We start from the raw sequence: 22,461 nt of genomic DNA, 5'->3' as shown, positions 1-22,461 counted from the left end.
GGGACGTCATGCCGTGAACGGCCGCAGCACCAGTTCGACCGTGCGGTCCTGGAGGGTGAACGTCGCCTTCTGGCCGGGCACCGCGTCGTCGAGCCAGCGGTGGAAGTCCTCCATCTCCTTCAGCGTGACGCCGTCGATGGCGTGGATCTCGTCGCCGGGCTGGATGCCGACGAACTCGGCGGCGGAGTTGATCGCCACGTCCTGCACGACCATCCCGGTCTCCGGGGTGACCCCCAGGGGGATGATGCCCGTCTTGGGCGGCGTCAGCGTCTTGTGGAACTGGAACGGCCGGTGCTCCAGGTAGGCCGCGAGCCGCTCCAGGTAGTGCCACCAGTGGTGGTCGTACGCGTCGAACTCCACCCGGGAGCGGACCGAGTCACCGAAACCCGAGTGGCGCACCTTCACCTCGGTGCTGTCCTCGTTGACCTGGACGAACTCCACCTCCACGAGGGTGGGCTCGTCGTTCCCCGGCACGTCCCAGTCGTAGGAGCACGAAACGCCGGGATCGACCTCGCGCAGCGTCGCCGAGAAGACGAGGTCGACCCGCCCTCCCCGGTTGAAGTGCCAGCGAAGCGGGTCGCCCGGCTCGACCGGGATGCTCGCGTCGTGCAGGTTGAGCCAGGCGCGGACCTCCTTCGGGTCGGTCCAGGCCTGCCAGACGCGGTCCCGGCTCACCTTGATCTCGCGTGCCGTCGATGTTTCGAGTGCCATGACACCGTTCTCCATTCTTGGGATCCGCGCCGACGAGGGCACGGGGTCAGCGGTACACCGGTCGATCGCCTACCTGGCCCCCGCCTCGTGCAGGGCCCTCTCGACCGCGGCGTTGGAAAGCGTCAGTAGTCCGATGAGTGACACGGCCGCCCCGAACAGGCCGCCCACCCGGTACACGGCCTCCAGGCTGACGTGGGTCGCGATCTGGCCGGCCAGAAGTATGCCGACCGGCATCAGCCCGAAGGCCACCAGCCTGTTCACGCTGCTGACCCGTCCGGTCAGCTCCTTCGGGACGATGGCCTGCCGGATCGACACGGTCGTGACGTTCCAGGTCATGGCCGTGTAGCCGGTGACGGCGAGGCCAAGGGCGACGAAGGCGACCTCGCTGGTGAACCCCAGGATCGTGAAGCCCAGCGCGCCCAGCATCACTCCGCCGAGGGCGGACCTCGCCGGCCCCAGCCGGTGGGTGAACATCCGGCAGGTGAAGCCCGCGGTCACGCTGCCGACCGCGACCGAGGCGAGCAGCAGGCCGTACGCCATGTCGCTGATCTCCATGACCTGCCGGGCGTACAGCACAAGCATCGCCAGCTGGCCGACCGTGCACATGTTGGTGAGGCCCGCGACCAGCGTGAACACGCGCAGCACGCGATGGCGGGCCAGCCAGCGCACGCCTTCGCCGATCTCCTTGCGCATCGCGCGCCGGGGTCTCGCACCGGGGACCGTCGCCGCCTGGGCGCCGTCGGCGCGGAAATCACCGCGCATGAGGAACGAGAAGACGGAGCTCACGGCGAAGCTGATGGCGTCCACGCCCACCGGCACGGCCCTGCCCACGGTGTAGAGCACACCGCCGAGCGCCGGTCCGAGGAACTTCAGGGCGACCGTGTTGGCGGTCATCAGCCTGCTGTTGGCCCGCTCCAGAGCCTCCCGGTCCTGCGAGACCGCCATCGGGAGGATCGCCGAGCGCGAGCTGTCGTAGACCGTCTCGATCGACGTGATGCTGAAGGCGATCACCATGAGGAGCGGGATCGACGCCCAGCCGCCGAGAACCGCGACGAACAGGACGACGAGGATCGCGCACCGGACGGCGTCCGACACCCACATCGCCCGGCGCCGATCCCAGCGGTCGGCGAGCGCGCCCCCCATCAGGGCGAGCAGCAGCCAGGGAAGCTTGTCCGCCATCCCGACGAGTGACAGCGTCGCCGGATCACTGGTGAGGTCGGCGGCCAGCAGCGGCAACGCGGTGACGGTCAGGCCGTTTCCCACGCTCGAAACCGACCAGCCTCCCCAGAGCAGCCAGAAGTTGCGCCCGAGGCCGCTGGAGATCCTCGCGCCCAGGCGCCGCCCTCCCCGCCCACCCGGCGGCGCGCCGGAGCCCTCCGGCTCCACCGGGGTCCGCAGGTCCCCGTCGCCCGGAGCCTCCCTCGTCGTCATGCCCCCCCGCCCTCCGGGGTGGACTCCTCGGGGAGCAGCGCGGCGGGATCGAGTTCGAAGAGCAGGCGGGTGGTGCGCGCGACTCCGTCCGCGTCTCCGAGCTCCCGCTGGCAGAGCACCGCCTTGTACGCCGCGCCCGCGCCCCTGAGGGCACCCGCCTGGGCACCTCGCTCGAACTCCACGGCCGCCCGCTTGACGTCACCGTTGCCCCGGAACCAGGCCCCCGCGAAATAGCGCGCGGAAGGCTCGTTCCCGTCCACCCGCAGCAGCTGCTCGACCGCCTGTTCCACGTGGTCGACGGGGTGGAGCATGGTGCCCGCCTTCACGGTCACGTCGAGGAGCAGCCTGGTGTTCTCCCGGGCGCTGTGCCACTGCTGCGAATCGGCGGCGAGGCTCTCGGCCTCGGCGCCCGCCTCGTACGCCGCGTCCATGGCCGCCCGCGCCCCGTCCGCGTCCTTCTCCGTGATCCGGTGGAAGGCCGCGGCGCGCCAGAACCTGCTCACCGTGAGCGCGCGCAACCAGGGTTCGACCTCGCTCAGCGCGGGCAACAGCTCTTGGCCGTACGCCATCCAGTAGTCGCTCCCGCGCTCGCCGCCCCGGTCCCGCAGCAGGATCGAGATCAGCTGGGTGCACGAGAGCACACGCAGTGTCGGCAGTTTTCCCTCGGTGGCCAGCCTGGCGAAGGCGTCCGTCACCGCGGAGTCGCGCAGATGCTGGCGCAGCGCCCGGGCGGTCTCGTACGCGAGGTAGTCGCCGGTGGCGTGGGAGCCGATCGCGTCTTCGGCATCGCCCGAGGTCAGCTCCGCCGCGAGCCGGTAGAACCCGAGCTGCGTGAGGATCCTGACGAGCACCGCACGCCGTGGAACGGACTGGTGCGGCCATTCGGCGATCTGGCGGCTGAGGAACAGCCACGGTTCCAGTCCGGTGTTCGCCGCCACGGCCGCCGGCGAATCCCCCAGGAACACATCCTGCCTGACCTGCCTCGCCAGCCAGGACCGTGAGTCTCCCTGCAGGATCAGGGAGCAGTGCGGAAGCAGTTCGTCCTGGTTCTCGTCGCGCAGCAGGGCGAGCAGCAGCGGCGTGCTCTCGGCGCAGAGCGGCCCGCCCACCGTGGGAGTCAGCGTGAACCAGGCGCTCCAGTTGCGCTGCAGTCCGACGGTGTCCAACTCGACCACGGGCGGGAACTCCAGATCCCCCCACGCGACATCGTCCGCGCGCGTATAGGTATGCAAGCCCGCCAATGCCACACTCTTTTCTGGATAAGCCGACCGCTTGGTTAAAAAGGCGGGAGAAGACTTCTGGAATCCTCTCCCGCCAGATATCGGCGTTTAATCCACCGACTTAGTAGACCTCGCTCGGCGCGTAAACCTCGCTCGGCGCGTAGACCTCGCTGGGCGCGTAGACCTCGCTCGGGGCGTAGACCTCACTCCGCATCTGAAACACCTCCTTTTGGGGTTGTTCCTTGCTGCCGGAGTCAGCTTTTCGGAGTTCAGTTTCGCGTTGGTTTCGCGCCGGTGTCACGGCGTCCTTGACCGTTCTTGAATACGATTGTCTTGCCTGGTGAACGGGGCTTCGATCTTTTTTCGGCGACCCGGCGGTCCGGCCGGATCACGGGCGTACGGCACCGCGCGTCCGGCCCGCGCGCACCCTCCGGCCCCTCACCACGCGTGCCCTCCGAGCCCGAGCAGGCGGGACCCGAGCAGGCGGGCGGGGCCGGCCACGGTGACCAGGAGACACGGTCACTGAGAGACACGGCGGCGGGAGACACGGTCACCGGGAGACACGGCGGCGGGACGGTGCGGCCTGCCCGGCCGGGACCTGCCAGGGAGCGGCGACATGATCTTCGGGGTCCACCGCCGGATGCTCTTCCTCCGGAAGGGGGAGGAGCGTCGCCGTCACCGTCGCCGTCGCCGTCACCGGCGCCGTCGCCGTCGCCGGAGGCCGTGTCCGTGCGGTGCTCCGCGAAGCTCTCAAGGTGCGGGCGGCGGAGCTCGGGCCGGGGGCCGGCGGCCTTCGCGAGGAATCCCACGGCGGCGCACACGGGACGCTGCGAGCCACCCGTGATCACCGGGATGGCGGCGGGCATGGCGAACAACGACGGCGGCGCGTGGCCCCGTCGCCCGCGCGGGTCGATGACCCGCGTCACTTCAGGAAGGGGATTCGGAAAGTTCTTCACCCGCGCCGGCGTCGACGGGCGTCCTTCACGATTCCCGCGCGCCCGTCCGCGACTCCTGCACTCGTCCTGTTCGCGCCGACCTCGGGGTTCGCCGGTGACCGGCCGGTCGGCGGCCGGCCGGTCAGCGGCCGGGCTCAGAGCTCCTTCGGCCGGTCAGCGTCCCGTCCGGGGAGCCCCGGGGTCTCAGGGGACGCGGGGGACGCGGGCCGCCCGGAGGACTTCGGGCGCTCGGGAGACGTGGCCCGGTCGGGAGACGTGGCCGGGTGGGGAGACGTGGCCCGGTCCCGAGGCTCGGGAGCCGCGGGACGGCGGACGTAGACCGGGGTTCCCGTCGGGGTCATGTCGTAGAGCGCCTTGGCGTTGTGGAGCGGCACCCGGATGCACCCGTGGGACGCGGGATGCCGCGGGACCCGCTCCGAGCCGTGGAAGCCGATGCCCTGGTTGAAATAGATGGTGTAGAACTGGTCGCCCAGCGGCCCGCTGGTCCATCCGGGCGTCCGGAACCAGGCACGGAAGTCCCCGGTGGGCGTGACGGCGACCCCGCAGTGGCCCTTCTTGCAGTAGTGCTCGCCGTTGCCGGTCGAGATGTGGGAGACCAGCGCCGGCTTGCCGTCCTGCCACGCGGTGAGCAGCTGGCGGCGCAGGTCGATCTCCACCCTCGTGGGCTCCCCGTACGACACCAGCGGTTTGAGGCGCGCCGGGCGGGAGAGCGCCCGCCAGGTCGGCGGGTCGATCTCGTCGGTGGGAGGCAGCCCGTTCGCCTTCTGGAAGGCCCACACGGCCGCGCGCAGCGCGGGACGGTACTCGTCGCCGGCCTCTCCCGGCCCGAATCCCAGCCGGTCGAGGCGCCGGTGGACCTCCTGGACCCGGGTCCCCCTGTCGCCGGGGCGAAGGAGGGGGAACCGTGACAGCGGGGTGTGCTCGGCACGAGGCGCGGGAGGGCGCTCATGGGGAATGGGCGCGCCGGAATGCCCCGACGACACGACACCGGTGTTCGCCACACCGAATGGCAGGCACGCGGTGAGCACGAGGGTCGAGTTCGCGATCAGGAGGCACGTGATGGTTCTCCGCATTTTTTAAACGCCTATCCACTCTCGGGCGAGATCCGTTAGAAGGAATACGAGTACTTGCGGTCCTCTATCGCCGCACGCACCAGACCGACGGCCTCCTGGGCGCAGCCCCAGGAGAAACTGAATCCTGCTCCGCCGTGCGCGAAGTTGTAGACGACCTGTTCCTCGTCGTCCCACTCAAGACAGACGTTCTCGTTCCGGAACGGCCGCAGCCCCGCCCGTACCGGCTCGTCGGGATCCAGCCTGGCGTGTCGCAGCGCGGGCATGAAGGCCAGGCACCGCTCGTACATCTCCCGTACGGGCCCGTGGTTCTCCAGGTTGATCCCGGTGTCCCACTCGTCCTTTTCCGCCAGTCCCCCGAGGACGAGGAGTCTCGGATTGCGCGGCACGATGAAGACGATGTCCTGCTCGTCCTTGTTCTCCTCGTCGTGGGAGACGCAGTGGGCCTCGCGGATCCGGCGCCCGCGAAGCCCGTCGTTGCGGACCCGCACCAGCGCGCCGCGCAGCGGATACATGCCGATGCCGCGGAGCCCGGCGGTGCCGAGCCCGGCGCAGCAGACGATCACCTCGGCGCCGAAGCGGTCGAGGAGCTCGGCCCTGCGCTCGGCCAGCAGCCCCTCGACCCGGTACCGCTCGACCCGCACACCGTGGATCTTGACCTGCCGCATCAGCCACGCCATGTACTGATCGGTGTCGATCATGGGCGCCATGTGCGAGTACGCGTCGACCACGCCGTAGTCGGGACTGACGCCGTTGCGTTCGGCGAGCGACCGGTCGCGGACGAAGCCGCGCACCTTCCCCGCGAGTTCCTGCATCTTGTGGAGGTCGTGCGGACTCTCCTCGACGGGATGCTTGAAATAGAAGTTGGACCTTCGCATGGCCACCCCGGGAACCTTGGCCCGGGCCAGCCTCTCGAACATCTCGTACGAGGTGAGGCACCAGTTCTTGGAGCGAGTGAGGGAGATCTGGTCGTGGTGGTAACCGCACACCGCCGGTGGCCACTCCCACAGCGCGCCCGCGACGACCGAGACGATGTCGGGCGCGAATCTCTCCGCGACGACGGTGACGCGAAACCCTTCCCTGGCCAGGCACAACGCAGTGGTCAACCCGCTTACCCCGGCCCCGACGACAAGTATCTTCTCTGAATTCGCGCGCACCTGGGAACGCCTTCTTTCCGGATCCATCCAGCTCGATCACTTTCCGGCGCGACCGACCGCGGGAGGCCGTCACGACGAACACCGAAACCCCTCCACAGTAAATGGGGACGCCGGTGAATCCCGGAATGGCGGTGAACACGAAACGGGAGAGGATCGGCCGCGGGCCGATGGGAAACCATTACCGACCGAGGAAACAATCTGGATTGAACGGGGAAAAGCCGCACTCGCCCTGAATCCTCCGATGACAAATTTTTGGCCGCGTGCCGGATTTTCATCACCAATCCACCGATCGACCCGGGCGAATATTGACACCTCCTTAGTCGAGCCCGGGTCGCCAGGGTGGGCCGGCCGGGGTCATGGCGGGCTGAATTGCCTACTTTGCTCTGCGGACTCGCCTATATGCCCTCGGTGGGATTGTTGAGGGCAGGTGGACGGCCAAGTCTCACTTGTTGTAGAACGTGGTGACTGAACGCCGGATGGTACTGGCGTACACCGGTGCGCAGGTGTCCTCCGGCACGCGGCGACGCGCGGACGCCTCGCGATCAGCCGGGAGGAAAAAGGTATGACAGCGGGCCCGCGTGCCGACAGGATGGGACGTCATGACCGACACACGCGTTGACCCCGCCTTCATCGCCGACGAGAGCACCATGCTGCACTCCTGGCTGGACTGGCACCGGGAGACCCTGGCCGTGAAGTGCGCCGGGCTCTCGGACGAGCAGCTTCGCCTGCGTTCCGCCGAGCCGTCCACGCTCTCCCTGCTGGGTCTGGTCCGCCACATGGCCGAGGTGGAGCGCAACTGGTTCCGCAACATCCTCAACGGCGAGGGCGTCGCCCCGTTCTACTATTCCGACGACGATCCCGACGGCGACTTCGACACCCTGGAGACGAGCACGGCGGAGCAGGCGTTCGCCCGTTGGCGGGGCGAGATCGCGCACGCGCGCGAGCTGTCCGCCGGGCTTCCCATGGACACCGTGGGAAAGACGCGACGCCGCGACCATGACGTCTCCCTGCGCTGGATCCTCGTCCACATGATCGAGGAGTACGCCCGGCACAACGGCCACGCCGACATCATCCGCCAGCGGATCGACGGGGTCGCCGGGGAGTAGCGCCGACCTGCGGGACGCACGCCTCCACCGGAGCGGACGGGCGAGGTACGCCCCCACCCGCGTGAACGGGCACGAAGAGCGGGCGGATCCCGTGGAGAACGGGCCGGTCGCGGCAACGGCCGGATCAGCCCGGGGCGGAGCTCTCCACGAGCGTCTCGGCGATCATCCGGTCGAGGTTGGCCAGGTTCGCCGGGCGGGCGACGGCGGCCTCGGCGAAACGGTCGAGAAGCCGGGCGAAGACCTCGCGGTCCGGCTCGTCCCAGTCGGCCATCAGGCCGTCGAGATAGGTGCGCCGGTGGCGGATCACCACCTCCAGCACGCGACGGCCCCGCTCGCTCAGCACGAGCCGGGCTCGTCTGGCGTCCACGGCCGACTCCTCGCGCTCCACGAACCCCGCGCCGACCGCGTCGTTGACCAGCCTGCTGGCCGTGGAGGGGTCGACGCCCAACTGCTCGGCGACGGCGCCCACGGTCACCTCCGGTACGTCCAGGCTCAGCTTGTGCACGGCGTGCACGACCATCACGTTCGACATGTGCACCGCTCGCTGCGGCTCTCCGGCCTTGCGCGCGCGCAGTGGCCGCGACCAGATCCGGCGCAGCCGGAACAGGGCCACGTCGATCACCGCTCCAGGCGTTCCCTCGTTCACGGCGTCACCCTAACCTCTGCGGGCGGATGTGCCGTGTCTCCCCGCCCCCGGCCCACGGGCCGCGCCACGCCGGAGGCCGCCACCCGTGGACCCGTGGCGGGCAGATCGGCGGTACGGCACGACGGCCCGTACGGGACACCGGGGCGGGGGATGGGGGAACGGTCAGCCGGACAGGCGGACCGGGTTGACCAGGTCGGCGTACATCAGCAGGCCAGCCATGATGATCATCAGGAAGGCGATCGCGTAGGTGAGCGGAAGCGCCTTGGCGATGTCGACGTGGCCGGGCGTGGGGCGGCGGGCCACGCGGGCGAAACCGCGCTTGAGCCCCTCCCACAGACCGCCCGCGATGTGGCCGCCGTCCAGGGGAAGCAGCGGGATCAGGTTGAACAGGCCGATCGCCAGGTTGAAGCCCGCCAGCAGGTTGATGAAAACGACGATCTTGTTTTCCAGCGGGATCGCGGCGGCGGCGATCTCACCGCCGATGCGGCTGACGCCGATGACACCGATCGGGCCGTTCCTGTCGCGCTCGTCCCCGGAGAAGGCCGCGTGCCAGACGCCCACCATCTTCTCGGGGAACCTGAGCAGCGAGGCGGCGGTGGCCGAGGTGAGGTCCCCCATGTGCGCGGCCACGGCGCCGAAGCTCTGCTGCTCGATGACGATCTTCGGGCTCACCCCGAGGTATCCGACACCCTTTTCGATCTTTCCGGGCTCGTCCAGCGACTCGCGGTCCTGGGCGATGAGGCTGGCGTTGACGGTCAGATCCTGACCGGCCCGCCTGACGCCGATCGCGACCGGGCCCGCGCCGTGGTCGCGGATGGCCCGCGTCGCGGCGTCCCAGCTCGTGGCGGGCCTGCCCGCCACGGACACGATGACGTCTCCCGGCCTCAGCCCCGCCGCGCTGGCCGGGCTGGGCTTGTCGGCCGCGGTGCACTCGGGGTTCTTCTCGTATTCGGCGGCGGTCTTCACGCACTGCGGGATCGAGGCGATCTCGGTCTTCTGCGTGGGGATGCCGAAGCCCATGAGCACGACGCCGAACAGGATGAACGCCAGCACGAAGTTCATCGCCGGACCGCCGGACATGATGATGACCTTCTGCCACCAGGGCTTGCGGTAGAACACCCGGTTCTCGTCGCCAGGCCGCACCTCCTCCAGGGCGACGTCGCGGGCGTTCTCGATCAGGCCCTGCCAGGGGCCGGTGGAGACCGAGCGCACCTTGCCGGGGGCGTCGGTGGGCCGGGGCGGCAGCATGCCGATCATGCGGATGTAGCCGCCGAGCGGGAGCCACTTGATGCCGTACTCGGTGTCGCCCTTGCGGCGCGACCACATCGTCGGGCCGAACCCGACCATGTACTGGGTGACCTTGACACCGAACAGCTTGGCCGGCACCAGGTGGCCGATCTCGTGCAGCCCGATCGACACCATCAGTCCCACGAGAAAGACGATGACCCCGACCACGGAGAGCCAGCTCACAGGTTCATACCCCCATCGCGGTTTCACCGACAATGCCCCATAAGAGGTTAGCCCAAGTATCCGGCCCCCACGCCGCCGCGAAAAGCGGCGTTCCCGGCCGCTCTCCCGGCCGGGCCGTCCGGTGCCCTTTGCCGATTGGACACACTCCGTTGACATTCAGCGATCGCACGAACACTCTTTGATGAGGGTGAGGGCGGGAGAGAGGAGCGTTTTGATCGGGATCCTGGTTGCCGAGCATCTTCCCCTGGTCCGGCGCGGGCTGGTGGCGACGCTGCAGAACGAGAACGACATGAAGGTGGTGGCCGACGTGGCCGCCGGGGAGGACGTGCTTCCCGCCGTGCTGCGGCACGCGCCGGAGACGGCGGTCATCGATCTCGACCTGCCGGACGTCGGCGGTCTCACCACCGCCCTCCGGCTGCACGAGGAGGCTCCTGGCTGCCGGGTCCTCCTGCTGTCGCGCGACCCCAGCCCCGGCCAGGTCCGCCAGGCCTTCGCCGCCCACGCGCTCGGGTTCATGAGCCTGGAGGTCGGCCCCGAGCAGCTGGCCCACGGCGTCCGCCAGGTGGCGGCCGGCCGGCGGGCGGTCGACTCCGAGCTCGCGGTGGCGGCCCTGAGGTCGGCGGAGAACCCGCTGACCCGCAGGGAGCTCGACGTGCTCCGGCTGGTCGCGCAGGGGGCCAGGTCCGGCGAGATCGCCGACCAGCTGTTCCTCTCCGTGGGAACGGTCCGCAACCACCTGTCTCGGATCATGTGCAAGACCCAGGCGCGCAACCGTCTCGACGCCGTACGCATCGCCGGCGACTCCGGGTGGCTCTGAGCCCGCCCTCGTCCCTCGTTCCCGAGAGCCTCCCAGGGAGACGTGCCTTCCCCGGCCCTTGCCCCCGGCCCTTTTCCCGGCGCCTTCTCAGGGGCGCCAGATGAGGATGAGGGCGCAGTCGTCGTTGTGGCCCGACGACATGGAGGCCACCAGGTTGCGGGCACCGTCACGGAACCCCGAGGGCACCAGGCGCTCGGCCTCTCCCAGCAGGCGGTCGAGACCGGCGTCGATGTCGCGCCCCGGCTGCTCGATCAGGCCGTCGGTGTAGAGCATGAGGGCGTCGCCCTTGCGCAGCATCCCCTGGTCGGCCTCGCAGTGCAGGTCGGGCACGACACCGAGGACGACCCCCTTGGCCGCGGAGACCCGCCACGTCCCGGTGCCCGACTCGAACTTGACCACCGGGGGGTGCCCGGCCGAGGTGATGACGTACTCGCCCGTCACGAGGTTGAGCCGGAGATGGACCGCCGTGACGAAGCCCTCGGCCTCGCGCTGGCGGTGCAGGTAGGTGTTGCAGGCGGGCAGGAAGTCGGTGACCGAGCCGAGCAGCCCGCCGAAGGTGCCCGACAGCAGCAGCGCCCGGGTGCCCGCGTCGACGCCCTTGCCCGACACGTCGACCAGGGCGAGCTCCAGCGTGTCGTCCTCGCGCATGGAGACCAGGAAGTCGCCGCCGAAGGAGGAGCCTCCGGCCTGCTTGAGAACCACCTTCGAGCCCCACCCCTTGGGCAGCGGGGGCAGGTCGCTCTGGCTCTTGAGACGGTCGCGCAACTCCAGCAGCATCACGTCGCCGCGCAGACCCTGCACACCGAGCTTGCCTCGGGTGCGAGCCATCAGCGCGGCCAGCACCGCGGTGAAGCCGAAGGTGACCAGCAGTCCGGGACCGATGTGTCCCACCCCGCGCACCACGGCCACGTAGACCAGGGAGACCGCGACCGCGAACAGCAGCTTGGCGAGACTGTTCAGCCTCAGCTGGAGCCCCGCCACGAGGGTGACCGGGATCATCAGCGCCGGGGAGAACCACTCCATGGACACCCTGGCGGCCAGCCCGCCGATCAGCAGGGTCAGCAGGGTCAGGGTGATGAGCAGGTTCCGGTCGCGCGCCAGGGGGCCGCGCCGCAGGAAGCGCACGACGGGAACGAGAAGAGGGACGCGGACCAGGAACGCGCGGAGCGCCGGAGGGAGCAGCGGCACCGGACGGGAACTCATGATGCGCTCGACTGTATCTGGCCGCCCTCCCTTTGGGCAGCCCACTTGACCAACGCCTTGATCATTAAGCAGGGATATTAGATGGCCGGAACCGTTTGTCCCCTACTACCGTTCGGAAGATGACCCTCAGCCTACGTCCGATCAGCGAAGCCGAATGGTCCGCTTGGAACACCGTGGACGAGGAGGCGTTCGGCGCCGCCACCCCGGAGCACCGGCAGGAGATCTTCAAGCGCAACATCGAGTTCGACCGCTCGCTCGGCGTGTTCGACGGCGACCTGCTCGTGGGCACCACCGCGGTGTACAGCTTCAGCATGACCGTACCCGGCGGGCCGATCCCGGTCGGCGGCGTCACCGCGGTCGGCGTGCTGCCCTCGCACCGCCGCCGGGGCATCCTCTCCTCGCTGATGACCCGCCAGCTGTCCGACCTCCACGAGCGGGGCGAGGCCGTCGCCGCGCTCTACGCGGCCGAGGCCGCGATCTACGGTCGCTACGGCTACGGCAGGGCCTCGGACTGCGTGGTCTTCCGGATTCCCACGGCGGGCGCGGCCTTCACCCGGCACGCCCCGGCCGATCCCACCCTGCGGCTGCGCGTCGTCAGGCCCGCGGAGGCCAGGTCCACCTTCGAGAAGATCTACGAGTCGGCGTTCGAGCAGCGTCCGGGACTGTACGCCCGCACGCCCGCCCGCTGGGACACGGTGCTGACCGACCAGGAGTCCGACCAGGGCGGCGCCGGTCCGCTGCGCGCCGTGGTCGCCGAGGACGACGGCGGCCCGCGCGGTTACGCGCTCTTCCGGATCAAGGGCTCCTTCGACGACCACGACCTTCCCGCCGGCGAGCTGCGGCTCAAGGAGCTGTTCGGTCTCGACCCCGCCGCCTACGCGCTGCTCTGGCGGCACGTCCTGGACCGCGACCTGGTCTCGCACGTCCTCGCCCAGAGCAGGCCCTCGGACGACCCGCTGATCCATTTGCTCGCCGAGCCGCGCCAGCTCCACGCGCTCTGGCTGGACGACCTTTGGGTCCGCGTGGTGGACGTCGAGCGGGCCCTTCCCGCCCGCCGCTACAGCGCGCCGGTGGACGTGGTGATGGAGGTCGAGGACACCGTGTGCCCGTGGAACGCGCGCCGCTGGCGGCTGACGGCCGACACCTCCGGCGCTCGCTGCGCGCCCTCCGACGACCCCGCCGACCTGACCCTGCCCGTCTCCGTGCTGGGCGCCGCCTACCTGGGAGGGCGACCGCTGGCGGCGCTGCTGGCGGCGGGGGTGGTACGCGAGTCGCGCGCGGGGGCCCTGCGGGAGCTGTCCACCGCCATGTCGTGGGGCCCCGCCCCCTGGGGCGGGCTGGTCTTCTGACGGCTCTTCCGGTCCTCGGACGCTCTGACGGCTCTTCCGGCGACGGCGAAGGCGACGGCCGCTCCGGACGGCCGGAGCCGGTCCGGAGCCGTTCGGGACGGGGCGGGCCGGAGCGGGTTATGGTGGCCGGCATGGCACTGCAGAGCTTGCAGATCAACGCGATCACCGCGATGCGGGCGCGAGACGTCTCACGCCCGTCACGGGAGCAGCAGGAGGCCGCGGACCGCCGCCCCCTGCGCGACGAGACGCCCCGCAAGGAGCCGGCGCGCAACGGGGCGCGCAGGGAACCGCCGCGCGGGGAGGTTCCGCCCCGCGAGCGCCACCGCTGAGGAAGGGCTACGGCGGAGGGCCCCGGAGGGCCCTGCGGACAACCGGGGGCTACTGAGGGCTACTGAGGGCTACGGCAGCGGCGGGAGCTGGCCGATGGTCTCGTACGAGGTGAGCTGCGCGATCCTGCGGTTGTGCCGCTCGGCCCCGGAGTAGGAGGTGCCGAGGAAGATCTCGACGAACCGGATCGCCTCCTCCGGCTCGTGCATCCGCGAGCCGACGCTGACGACGTTGGCGTTGTTGTGCTCGCGGGCGAGCCTGGCGGTCTCCTCGCTCCAGGCCAGGGCGGCGCGGACGCCGCGCACCTTGTTGGCCGCGATCTGCTCGCCGTTGCCCGAGCCGCCGATGACGACGCCCAGGCTGCCCGGGTCCCCCACGACGCCCTCGGCCGCGCGCAGCACGAACGGCGGGTAGTCGTCCTCCGCGTCGTAGACGAAGGGACCGCAGTCCTCGACCTCGTGGCCGTGCTCCTTCAGCCAGGAGACGACGTGGTTCTTGAGCTCATAGCCGGCATGGTCGGCACCGATGTAGACGCGCACCCGCACAGTTTCGCAGGTGTACGCGGGCGGCTCCACCCGGCCCCCGGATAGAGTAATAGCCATAACGCTCATGGAACCCTTACAGAGAGAGCCCCCGCATGCGTGACATCCGAGTGGTCGGTGACCCTGTCCTGCGCACGCCCGCCGAGCCGATCATCGACTTCGACCGCGACCTGCGGCGCATGATCGACGAGATGTTCGCCGTGATGTACGCCGCGCAGGGCGTCGGCCTGGCCGGTCCGCAGATCGGCGTGTCGAAGCGGATCTTCGTCTACGACTGCAGCAACCGCAAGGGCCACGTGATCAACCCGGAGCTGACCGTGGACGACGACACCGAGGTCCTCGACGAGGAGGGCTGCCTGTCCGTCCCCGATCGCGGGACCGGCACCCCGATCTACGCCAGGACGCCTCGGGCCGCGGGGGTCACCGTGAGCGGCCTGGACCGGCTGGGGCGGCCGATCCGGATCAGGGCCCGCGGCATGCTGGCGCGCTGCTTCCAGCACGAGACCGACCACCTCGACGGCAGGCTCTACGTGGACAGGCTGGCCAGGGACGCCGCCAGGAAGGTCCTGCTCCAGGCCCCCTGATCCCGGTGGCCGCCGGAGCGGCCCCCGCGGTGGTCGTCAGAGCTGGACGGCTTTGATCTCCAGATACTCCTCGAGCCCGAACTCGCCCAGCTCGCGGCCGAGGCCCGACTGCTTGTAGCCGCCGAAGGGCGCCCGCGGGTTGAACTGGCCGCCGTTGACCGCCACCTGGCCGGTGCGCAGCCGCCGGGCCACCGCGACCGCGCGCTGCTCGCTGCCCGCCCACACCGCGCCCGCCAGGCCGTACGGCGTGCCGTTGGCGATGGCGACCGCCTCGTCCTCACCCCGGAGGTAGGGGATGATCGTGAGGACCGGGCCGAAGATCTCCTCCTGCTCGATCACCATCCCCGGCTCCACCCCGGCGAACACCGTGGGCTCGACGTAGAAGCCGCGCGACAGGGGCCGGTCGGTGCCTCCGGCGACCAGCCTGGCGCCCTCCTCCTGGCCCCGGTTGATGTAGCGGACGACCCGGTCGCGCTGGGCCGCGGACACGAGAGGGCCGAGCCTGGTCCCCTCGTCGAAGGGATCGCCGACGGTGTATCTCCCCGCGGCCTCGACGGCGAGGCGGACGGCCTCGTCGTACCGGTCGCGATGAACGATCATGCGGGTCCATGCCGAACAGGTCTGGCCGGAGTTGATGAAGGCGTTGGCCACCGTCGCCTTGACGGCCGTCTCCAGGTCGGCGTCCGGCAGGACCAGGCTGGCGGACTTGCCGCCGAGTTCCAGGGCCACCCGTTTGATCGTCTCGGCCGCGAGCGCGGCCACCCGGCGCCCGGCCCGGGTGGAGCCGGTGAACGACACCATGTCCACCTCGGGGTGGGTGGCCAGGGCCTCGCCCACCACCGGGCCGTAGCCGCTGACCATGTTGAACACCCCGGCGGGCAGCCCGACCTCGTCGAAGATCCCGGCGAGCGCGAAGGCGGCCAGCGGCGCCACCTCGCTGGGCTTGAGCACGACCGTGCAGCCCGCGGCGAGCGCGGCGCCCACCTTGCAGACGACCTGGTGGAGCGGGTAGTTCCAGGGGGTGATGGCGGCGACCACCCCGACCGGCTCCCTGAAGACGCGGGAGTTGCCGACCTGCCCGCCCTCGAAGTCGTAGGTCTCGGCCAGCTGGGCGTACGAGGCCAGCACCCCGGCCGGCATCAGCGTCTGCACCCTCATCGCCAGGCCGTACGGGGCGCCCATGTCCGTGGCGATGATCCTGGCTATCTGGTCGGAGCGTTCTCGTATCAGGTCCGCGGCCGCGGCGAGGATCGCGCCTCGCTCGGCGGGGGCCGTCGCCGCCCAGGAGGGGAAGGCCGCGCGCGCGGCGGCCACGGCGGCCTCGACGTCGGCGGGCGCTCCCGCGGGAACCCTGTCGATCAGCTCCTCGGTCGCGGGATTGATCACGTCGATGCTCTCGGCCGACGCGGACGACTGCCAGGCTCCGTTCAGATAAAGGTGACGCATGTCCCTCATCCTGGCGTGCGTGCCGTTGTTATGCGAGAGCGAGCCGGACGCGGCTCCCGCACAACGATGATCTTTGTACGGGAGCACAGCGGGATCGTACGGGGGCGCTGCGGGCCCGGCCGGGCCGCCGGCCACGGTCGCGCGGGGCAGGCAGGCGGGCGCTGGCGGCGAGTGGACCGGATCAGCCGAAGATCGGCTGCCGGGTCCTGAAGCGCTTGAGCTCGAAGAAACCGTCGGTGCCCGCCACCAGGCGCACGCCGTCCCAGAACCTGCCCGCCTCCTCGCCCTTGGGGGCCGGCGAGATGACCGGGCCGAAGAAGGCGACACCGTCGACGGAGATCACGGGGGTGCCGACCTCCTGGCCGACCCGGTCGATGCCGTCGTTGTGCGAGGCGCGCACCACCTCGTCGAACTCCGTGGAGTCCATCGCGTCGGCGAACGCGCGGTCCAGCCCCGCGGCCTCCAGTGCCTCCTCGACGGTCTCGCGGAGCGTGTCGAGCTCCTTGAGCCTGCCCTGGTTGTGGAAACGGGTGCCGAGCTCGGTGTAGAGGCGGCCGACCGTCTCGGAGTCGTACTTCTCCTGCACGGCGGCGACCACCCGGACCGGCCCGATGGCCCTGGCGATCGTCTCGCGGTAGCTGTCGGGGACGTCCTTGTCCTCGTTCAGCACGTTGAGGCTCATGATGTGCCAGCGCGGCTCGATCGATCGCACCTTCTCCACCTCCAGCAACCAGCGGGAGGTCATCCACGCGAACGGGCAGAAGGGGTCGAACCAGAGATCCACGGGGATGCGCTCAGTCATTTTCTTCGGCTTCCTGGTCGTGAGGGTGCTTCGGTAGCGACAACCCGGACGGTGGAGCCCCCTATTCCGCAGGCTTATTAATACCTTGACATGCCTCTTTATTCTCGAATCCGGGTATCAGTCCGCAGGCTGATGCGAAGCGGCAGTCCGCGCCCTTACGTGGCAGGATTCAGTCACCCCTTAGCAATGGAGCGGGGGAAGTTGTGAAGAGGGAGCGGTAGTGGCAGGCAATCTGACCCGTGACGAGGCGCGCGAGCGCGCACGGCTGCTCAGCGTGCAGTCCTATGCGGTGGAGCTCGACCTGACCGAGGGTGAGGAGCGCTTCGAGAGCGTCACCACGGTCCGCTTCACCAGCACCCGGCCGGGTGCGGAGACGTTCGTCGATCTGGCCGGCGCCAAGGTGCGCAAGGCCGTCCTCAACGGCGTCGAGCTGGACGTGAGCGGCTACGACCCGGAGGCCGGGCGGCTGCCGCTGCCGGGCCTGGCCGAGACCAACGAGCTGCAGGTGGACGCCGACTGCTCCTACAGCCGCACCGGCGAGGGCCTGCACCGCTTCGTCGATCCGGTCGACAAGAGCGTCTACCTGCACAGCCAGTTCGAGACGGCCGACGCGCACCGGATGTACGCGTGCTTCGACCAGCCCGACCTCAAGGCCTCCTTCGAGCTGACGGTGCTCGCGCCGTCCCACTGGGAGGTCATCTCCAACGCGGCGCCCGACGCGGCCGAGGAGCTGCCGGAGCACCGCGGCAAGCACGGCGCGCTCCAGGCGGCCAAGCGCTGGCACTTCCCGCCCTCCCCGGTGATGTCGACCTACATCACCGCGCTGTGCGCCGGGCCGTACCACAAGGTGACCTCCGAGCACGACGGCATCCCGCTGGGCCTGTACTGCCGGGCCTCGCTCGCCGAGCACCTCGACGCGGACAACCTCTTCGAGGTGACCAGGCAGGGCTTCGACTTCTTCCACAAGATCTTCGGCGTCCGCTACCCGTTCGGGAAGTACGACCAGCTCTTCGTGCCCGAGTTCAACGCCGGGGCGATGGAGAACGCGGGCTGCGTGACCTTCCTGGAGGACTACGTCTTCCGCTCGCGCGTCACGGACGCGGTGATCGAGCGCCGCGCCGAGACGATCCTGCACGAGATGGCGCACATGTGGTTCGGCGACCTGGTCACCATGCGCTGGTGGGACGACCTGTGGCTGAACGAGTCGTTCGCCACCTACGCCTCGGTGCTCTGCCAGGCCGAGGCCACCCGCTGGGGCCAGGGCGCGTGGACGACCTTCGCCAACGTCGAGAAGGCCTGGGCCTACCGCCAGGACCAGCTGCCCTCGACCCACCCGATCGCCGCCGACATCGTCGACATGCACGCGGTCGAGGTCAACTTCGACGGGATCACGTACGCCAAGGGCGCCTCGGTCCTCAAGCAGCTCGTCGCCTACGTGGGGCTGGACAACTTCCTGGCCGGGGTCCGCGACTACTTCAACGAGCACGCCTGGGGCAACACCACGCTCGCGGACCTGCTCGGCGCGCTGGAGCGCACCTCGGGACGCGACCTGTCGTCCTGGTCGAAGGAGTGGCTGGAGACCTCCTGGGTCAACACGCTGCGCCCGTCGTTCACCGTCGACTCCGAGGGCCGTTTCCTGGAGTTCGACGTGCTCCAGGAGGCCCCGGCCGACTACCCGACGCTGCGCTCGCACCGCGTCGCCATCGGCCTGTACTCCCTGCGGGACGGCGAGCTGGTCCGCGTCAAGCGGGTCGAGCTGGACGTCGTCGGCGCGCGCACCGCGGTTTCCGAGCTGGTCGGCGAGGTCCAGCCGGACCTGGTCCTGATCAACGACGACGACCTGACGTACGCTAAGGTCAGGCTCGACGAGCGGTCGTTGCGGACCGTGACGGAGGGCGGCATCGCCAGGTTCACCGAGTCCCTGCCCCGCGCGCTGTGCTGGTCGGCCGCCTGGGACATGACCCGCGACGCCGAGATGTCCACCCGCGACTACCTCACCCTGGTCGTCTCCAACATCGAGTCGGTCACCGACATCACGGTCGCCCAGACCGTGCTCCGCCAGGCCCGGCTGGCCGTCCAGCAGTACGCCGACCCCGCCTGGCGCGCCCAGGGCCTGGCCCGGCTGGCCTCCGCGCTGCGCGGCCTGGTCACCGCGGCCGCGCCCGGCTCCGACCACCAGCTCGCCTACCTGAACGCGCTGGCGGCCGTGGCCGCCTCCACCGAGGACCTGGCGTTCCTGAAGGGGCTGCTGGACGGCGAGACGGTGCTCGAAGGTCTCACCGTCGACGCCGACCTGCGCTGGACGCTGACCGGCGCCCTGGTCTCCGGCGGCCTGCTCGGCGAGGAGGACGTCGCCCAGGAGCTGTTGCGCGACGCCACCGCGACGGGCGAGCGCTCCGCCGCGCTCTGCCGCGCCGGGATCCCCACGGCCCAGGGCAAGGCGAACGCCTGGGCCGCGATCACCGAGGGCAGGCTGAGCGGCGCGCTGCTCCGCTCGACGATCGCCGGTTTCATGGACCCGCGCCACCCGGACCTGCTGGAGCCGTACGGGGCGAGGTACTTCGAGGAGATCGGCAGGATCTGGTCGTCCTGGAGCTCCGACAGCGCCCAGAACTTCGCGAACGGCTGCTACCCGGCGCTGAACATCTCTCCCGAGACGGTCGCCAGGACCCAGGACCTCATCTCGTCCACCCAGCCGCCGCACGCGCTCAAGCGCCTGCTGCTCGAAGGGGCCGACAGCATCGGCCGTGCCCTGCGCGCCCAGGCCAAGGACGCCTCGGCGGCCTGAGGCCGGCGCGCCCCGCGAGGCCGGTCCCGGTCGCGAAGAAGCCGGACCGGTCTCGCGGGGCCCTGGGTGAAGCCTTGGCCGGTCCCCGGAAAATACTGGTAGAAATAGTCACCAAGCGGGGGAAGTGCCCTGCGGGGCATTTTGCGTGGACAACATTTCTGTCGTTCGTGGGTCGTGAGAGGGTAATCACGTGGAATCGGCGCGTGACCTGCTCGTCTCCCTGGCCCGCAGATACGCCTTCGGTGACGTCGGGGCCCTCGCCTCGGGCGTCGTGAAGGACGCCGGCGACATCGAGGCGGCGTGCGAGTTCGGCCAGCGGCTGCTCTCGCTCGACGCGGAGGACTTCGCCGCCGAGGCACGGGCCGTGCCGAGCGATCTACGGCGGCGGGCGCGGGCCTGCACGATGCCGCAGACGCCCCGCGAGCAGCCGCGCGGCGCGCTGGAGTCGCTGCGGCCCGCGTACGGGCTGCTGCTGGAGGTCATCGCGGTCAGGTGGCACCGCCGCGAGCTGAGCCCCATGGTCGCCGCCCTGCACATCGCCAGCGAGTACCTCCCGCTGCTCGCCTTCGAGCCGGTGCTCGGCAGCGCCGGGGACCCGGCGCGCTGGCCGGAGGGCCTCACCGCGCCGGGCAGCAGGTTCGGGGTGATCGGCGACCGCGACTGCGACCACACGAGGGCCGAGCAGTCGGCCGTGAACCGGACCCTGCGGGTGGCCGGGGAGCCGGCCGAGGGGTGGCGCGCCTACTTCGACCGCCAGCACAGCCAGGTGGCCGGGGCGCTGGCCACCTGCGTCGCCGACTGCCGCAACCCCTGCACCGCGATGGACTGGGTGGACCCGGAGCGCCGCGACGACCTCACGCTGCGTTCCCGGGTGGCCCTGGCCTTCGCCGACACCCCGCTGGTGCGGTTGCGCCACGCCGCCCCGGTGGGCCACGGGTTCGGCGTGCCCTCCCCCGAGGAGGTCACCGAGGCGTGGGAGCGCAGCCGGACCGCGCTGGCCAAGAACGGCGTGGGCGGCGAGGCGTCCGAGGACGACGGCTTCCCGCTGCCGGGGTTGCCCGCCCTGTTCTCCGCCGTGGCGGGCGTCCCGGTGACGCCCTCGACGCTGCTGACGGACATCAGCACGTACCTGGTGAAGCTGCTCCAGTCCTGATCGGCCGGGCCCGGCCCCGAGGTTCGGAGACTCAGAGCGAGCTGTCGATGAGCAGCGACAGCGCGCAGCAGGCGATGGAGAACGTCATGAGCAGGACGCTCCGGCGGATGTAGCGCTGTTTGGCGTCCCCGACGGCGTTGAGCCTCCTGATCTCCAGGACGGCGAGGTCGACCCTGGCCTCGCCGTCGAGGCCGCCCGCGGGCGGTGCCACCCGGTACCCCAGGCGGGGGTCCGGTGCCGGCGGCGGGTCGTCGGCGAACCCCCCGGGATAGAAGCGGCGCCGCTCCAGGGCCCTGCCCGCGAGCCCGGCCGTACGGCGGTAGAGGGCTCCGGCGAGCACGAGCATTCCCATCAGCCAGAAGAACATGCTCGTCCACCAGAGCCATTCGATCTTGCTGGACAGCTCGCCTGGCCTCCAGTGGCCGTTCAGCAGCCCGACGGCGACGGCACCGGCGGCGGCCCCCGTCGCGAACAGCAGGATGGCCGCCGTCTCGTCCTCCCTGCGGACCTTCCCGCGGGCGTCCGCGAGGGTCGCCTGGACGTAGTCGAGGATCCTGTCCGGCTCCCGTTCCGCCGCGGACCTCCTGCGAGAGCGACCCGGCAGCGCGTCCCACATGATCCTCAGCACGAGCCGATTATCCGGGAAAATCATCCTCGTTCCGCCCGGACGGACCGCCCTGAAGATCATTCACTTGGCGGGACCACGGGATCACCTGCGCCGCGACGCCTGGTCGGCGAGCAGCAGGACGCCGGTGACCAGCCCGCCCACCAGATCGCCCAGGCCGAGCACCGCGGCCATCGACGTCGCGGCCACCCGGCACTCGGCGTCGGGCAGCCACTCCCTGGCCAGCGAACCCGTGACGATCTCCAGTGCCTTCCCCCGCTGGTCCACGAAGACGAGCACGGCCCTGTCGGCGTCGGCGCCCAGCGCGGCGTGCAGTCGCTCGGAGAAGTGGCGGCGCGGCCCGATCGCCGGCCCGAGGTAGGCGGCGAAACGCAGCCCGGTACTCCGCTCCGCGGTGCGCAGGGCCCCGCGGACATCGTCCCCCTGTGTCGGGGTCAGGGTGAGCATCTCCGCCACCTCGCCTTCACCAGTCCGGTGATTCACCGATCGGCCGGTTCACCAGGCCGCCGACGCCCCGCCGGTGTGCCGTCCGGGCTCGGAGGTCTCCGCGAGCGCGACCCAGTCGGCCTCCGGCTCCGGGGACCCGGCGGGTCGCCGCCCGGTCAGCACGAGGACGGAGCCGGTGATTCCCCGCTCGCTGCCGAGCGGGCCACCCAGCCAGACCGCGCCCGCCGAGGTGCTCCTCGCGGCCTTGTCACGCAGCCTGCCGGGCATCGTCACGAGCAGGGCGATGAGCAGGAACAGGCCGCCGGAGACTCCGACGAGAAAGCCGAAGACCTCGATCGCACTGTCCACACCTCAAAAGTAACCCGGCGCCGACCCCCCGTCGAGAGCTACCGGACGGCGGGCCCGCGCTCGCCCCGCGAACCCCCGCGGGCGGCCTCGATCTGCGACGACACGGAGATCGGCGTGTCGCCGGGTGAGATCTCCCCGCGCCGCGCGGCCGCCGCCGCCCGCCCCGGGGGGTTAAGATCATGAACGTGGGTCACGCCCCGCGCGGCAGGCCCGGAGCACGCGGTCATCCGGAGCGAAAAGTTCCTAAGGTACCCGGTTCATAG

Annotated in this window: 21 protein-coding genes; 7 read left to right on the top strand and 14 right to left on the bottom strand. The window is 70.5% G+C overall.

From position 1 onward, the window contains the following. Window positions 1-6: 6 nt before the first annotated feature. The 5 genes from ACTOQ1_RS09835 to ACTOQ1_RS09815 all read right to left on the bottom strand — a co-directional run bounded on the left by ACTOQ1_RS09835 (window position 7) and on the right by ACTOQ1_RS09815 (window position 6,572). Window positions 7-711 carry an SRPBCC domain-containing protein gene (locus tag ACTOQ1_RS09835; RefSeq protein ID WP_440065954.1) on the bottom strand — a complete coding sequence of 235 codons (705 nt, stop codon included), beginning with the start codon at window positions 709-711 and terminating at the stop codon, window positions 7-9. Between the two features lie 69 nt (window positions 712-780). After that, on the bottom strand, window positions 781-2,142 hold the full coding sequence (locus ACTOQ1_RS09830) for an MFS transporter (protein WP_440065953.1): 1,362 nt from the start codon (window positions 2,140-2,142) through the stop codon (window positions 781-783). Beyond that, window positions 2,139-3,317 carry a hypothetical protein gene (locus ACTOQ1_RS09825; protein ID WP_440065952.1) on the bottom strand — a complete coding sequence of 393 codons (1,179 nt, stop codon included), beginning with the start codon at window positions 3,315-3,317 and terminating at the stop codon, window positions 2,139-2,141. The genes ACTOQ1_RS09830 and ACTOQ1_RS09825 overlap by 4 nt, the downstream gene beginning before the upstream one ends. 1,135 nt (window positions 3,318-4,452) lie before the next feature. Beyond that, a complete protein-coding gene (locus tag ACTOQ1_RS09820) occupies window positions 4,453-5,391 on the bottom strand; it encodes a L,D-transpeptidase family protein (RefSeq protein ID WP_440065951.1) in 939 nt (312 codons plus the stop codon). A 35-nt stretch (window positions 5,392-5,426) separates the two neighbouring features. After that, on the bottom strand, window positions 5,427-6,572 hold the full coding sequence (locus ACTOQ1_RS09815) for an FAD-dependent oxidoreductase (protein WP_440065950.1): 1,146 nt from the start codon (window positions 6,570-6,572) through the stop codon (window positions 5,427-5,429). Between the two features lie 572 nt (window positions 6,573-7,144). On the opposite strand from ACTOQ1_RS09815, the gene ACTOQ1_RS09810 reads away from it, so the two are divergent. Continuing rightward, a complete protein-coding gene (locus tag ACTOQ1_RS09810; protein WP_440065949.1) occupies window positions 7,145-7,651 on the top strand; it encodes a DinB family protein in 507 nt (168 codons plus the stop codon). A gap of 124 nt (window positions 7,652-7,775) precedes the next feature. Here the strand turns inward: ACTOQ1_RS09810 and ACTOQ1_RS09805 are convergent, their stop codons facing one another. Next, window positions 7,776-8,297 (bottom strand): MarR family winged helix-turn-helix transcriptional regulator, encoded by a 522-nt coding sequence (locus ACTOQ1_RS09805; protein ID WP_440065948.1) that lies wholly within the window; start codon window positions 8,295-8,297, stop codon window positions 7,776-7,778. A 162-nt stretch (window positions 8,298-8,459) separates the two neighbouring features. Next, window positions 8,460-9,767, bottom strand: a complete 1,308-nt coding sequence (locus ACTOQ1_RS09800; RefSeq protein WP_440065947.1) for a M50 family metallopeptidase — start codon at window positions 9,765-9,767, stop codon at window positions 8,460-8,462. Window positions 9,768-9,978: 211 nt separating this feature from the next. Between ACTOQ1_RS09800 and ACTOQ1_RS09795 the strand changes: the two genes are divergently transcribed. After that, on the top strand, window positions 9,979-10,584 hold the full coding sequence (locus ACTOQ1_RS09795) for a response regulator transcription factor (RefSeq protein WP_440065946.1): 606 nt from the start codon (window positions 9,979-9,981) through the stop codon (window positions 10,582-10,584). 87 nt (window positions 10,585-10,671) lie between these two features. Here ACTOQ1_RS09795 and ACTOQ1_RS09790 read toward each other — a convergent pair whose 3' ends face one another. Beyond that, window positions 10,672-11,787 carry a PP2C family protein-serine/threonine phosphatase gene (locus tag ACTOQ1_RS09790; protein ID WP_440065945.1) on the bottom strand — a complete coding sequence of 372 codons (1,116 nt, stop codon included), beginning with the start codon at window positions 11,785-11,787 and terminating at the stop codon, window positions 10,672-10,674. 119 nt (window positions 11,788-11,906) lie between these two features. Here ACTOQ1_RS09790 and ACTOQ1_RS09785 point away from each other — a divergent pair, with 119 nt between their 5' ends. Continuing rightward, a complete protein-coding gene (locus ACTOQ1_RS09785) occupies window positions 11,907-13,136 on the top strand; it encodes a GNAT family N-acetyltransferase (protein ID WP_440065944.1) in 1,230 nt (409 codons plus the stop codon). Between the two features lie 131 nt (window positions 13,137-13,267). Continuing rightward, window positions 13,268-13,465, top strand: a complete 198-nt coding sequence (locus tag ACTOQ1_RS09780) for a hypothetical protein (protein WP_440065943.1) — start codon at window positions 13,268-13,270, stop codon at window positions 13,463-13,465. A gap of 69 nt (window positions 13,466-13,534) precedes the next feature. Here ACTOQ1_RS09780 and ACTOQ1_RS09775 read toward each other — a convergent pair whose 3' ends face one another. Continuing rightward, window positions 13,535-14,002 (bottom strand): ribose-5-phosphate isomerase, encoded by a 468-nt coding sequence (locus ACTOQ1_RS09775; protein ID WP_362849643.1) that lies wholly within the window; start codon window positions 14,000-14,002, stop codon window positions 13,535-13,537. 98 nt (window positions 14,003-14,100) lie between these two features. Here ACTOQ1_RS09775 and def point away from each other — a divergent pair, with 98 nt between their 5' ends. Beyond that, complete coding sequence (gene def / locus ACTOQ1_RS09770) at window positions 14,101-14,589, top strand: peptide deformylase (RefSeq protein ID WP_362686863.1); 489 nt, start codon at window positions 14,101-14,103, stop codon at window positions 14,587-14,589. A gap of 36 nt (window positions 14,590-14,625) precedes the next feature. On the opposite strand, the gene ACTOQ1_RS09765 is transcribed toward def, so the two are convergent. Then, window positions 14,626-16,035 carry an aldehyde dehydrogenase family protein gene (locus tag ACTOQ1_RS09765; protein ID WP_440065942.1) on the bottom strand — a complete coding sequence of 470 codons (1,410 nt, stop codon included), beginning with the start codon at window positions 16,033-16,035 and terminating at the stop codon, window positions 14,626-14,628. A 181-nt stretch (window positions 16,036-16,216) separates the two neighbouring features. Then, window positions 16,217-16,837, bottom strand: a complete 621-nt coding sequence (locus ACTOQ1_RS09760; RefSeq protein WP_440065941.1) for a DsbA family protein — start codon at window positions 16,835-16,837, stop codon at window positions 16,217-16,219. A gap of 220 nt (window positions 16,838-17,057) precedes the next feature. Between ACTOQ1_RS09760 and pepN the strand changes: the two genes are divergently transcribed. Both pepN and ACTOQ1_RS09750 read left to right on the top strand, forming a co-directional pair. Further along, the gene (gene pepN / locus ACTOQ1_RS09755) at window positions 17,058-19,625 is read left to right on the top strand and encodes an aminopeptidase N (RefSeq protein ID WP_440065940.1); all 2,568 of its coding nucleotides are present in this window, start codon (window positions 17,058-17,060) and stop codon (window positions 19,623-19,625) included. A 190-nt stretch (window positions 19,626-19,815) separates the two neighbouring features. Beyond that, window positions 19,816-20,778 (top strand): hypothetical protein, encoded by a 963-nt coding sequence (locus ACTOQ1_RS09750; protein ID WP_440065939.1) that lies wholly within the window; start codon window positions 19,816-19,818, stop codon window positions 20,776-20,778. Window positions 20,779-20,809: 31 nt separating this feature from the next. Here the strand turns inward: ACTOQ1_RS09750 and ACTOQ1_RS09745 are convergent, their stop codons facing one another. The 3 genes from ACTOQ1_RS09745 to ACTOQ1_RS09735 form a co-directional block, all read right to left on the bottom strand. After that, window positions 20,810-21,406 (bottom strand): hypothetical protein, encoded by a 597-nt coding sequence (locus ACTOQ1_RS09745; RefSeq protein ID WP_440065938.1) that lies wholly within the window; start codon window positions 21,404-21,406, stop codon window positions 20,810-20,812. An 81-nt stretch (window positions 21,407-21,487) separates the two neighbouring features. After that, on the bottom strand, window positions 21,488-21,850 hold the full coding sequence (locus ACTOQ1_RS09740) for a DUF5130 family protein (RefSeq protein WP_440065937.1): 363 nt from the start codon (window positions 21,848-21,850) through the stop codon (window positions 21,488-21,490). A gap of 48 nt (window positions 21,851-21,898) precedes the next feature. Further along, window positions 21,899-22,198 (bottom strand): hypothetical protein, encoded by a 300-nt coding sequence (locus ACTOQ1_RS09735; RefSeq protein WP_440065936.1) that lies wholly within the window; start codon window positions 22,196-22,198, stop codon window positions 21,899-21,901. Between the last annotated feature and the right edge of the window lie 263 nt (window positions 22,199-22,461).

The sequence above is a fragment of the Streptosporangium sp. OZ121 genome (genome assembly GCF_051918885.1).
Lineage (GTDB): Bacteria > Actinomycetota > Actinomycetes > Streptosporangiales > Streptosporangiaceae > Streptosporangium.
This window is presented reverse-complemented; position numbering and strand designations above follow the sequence as displayed.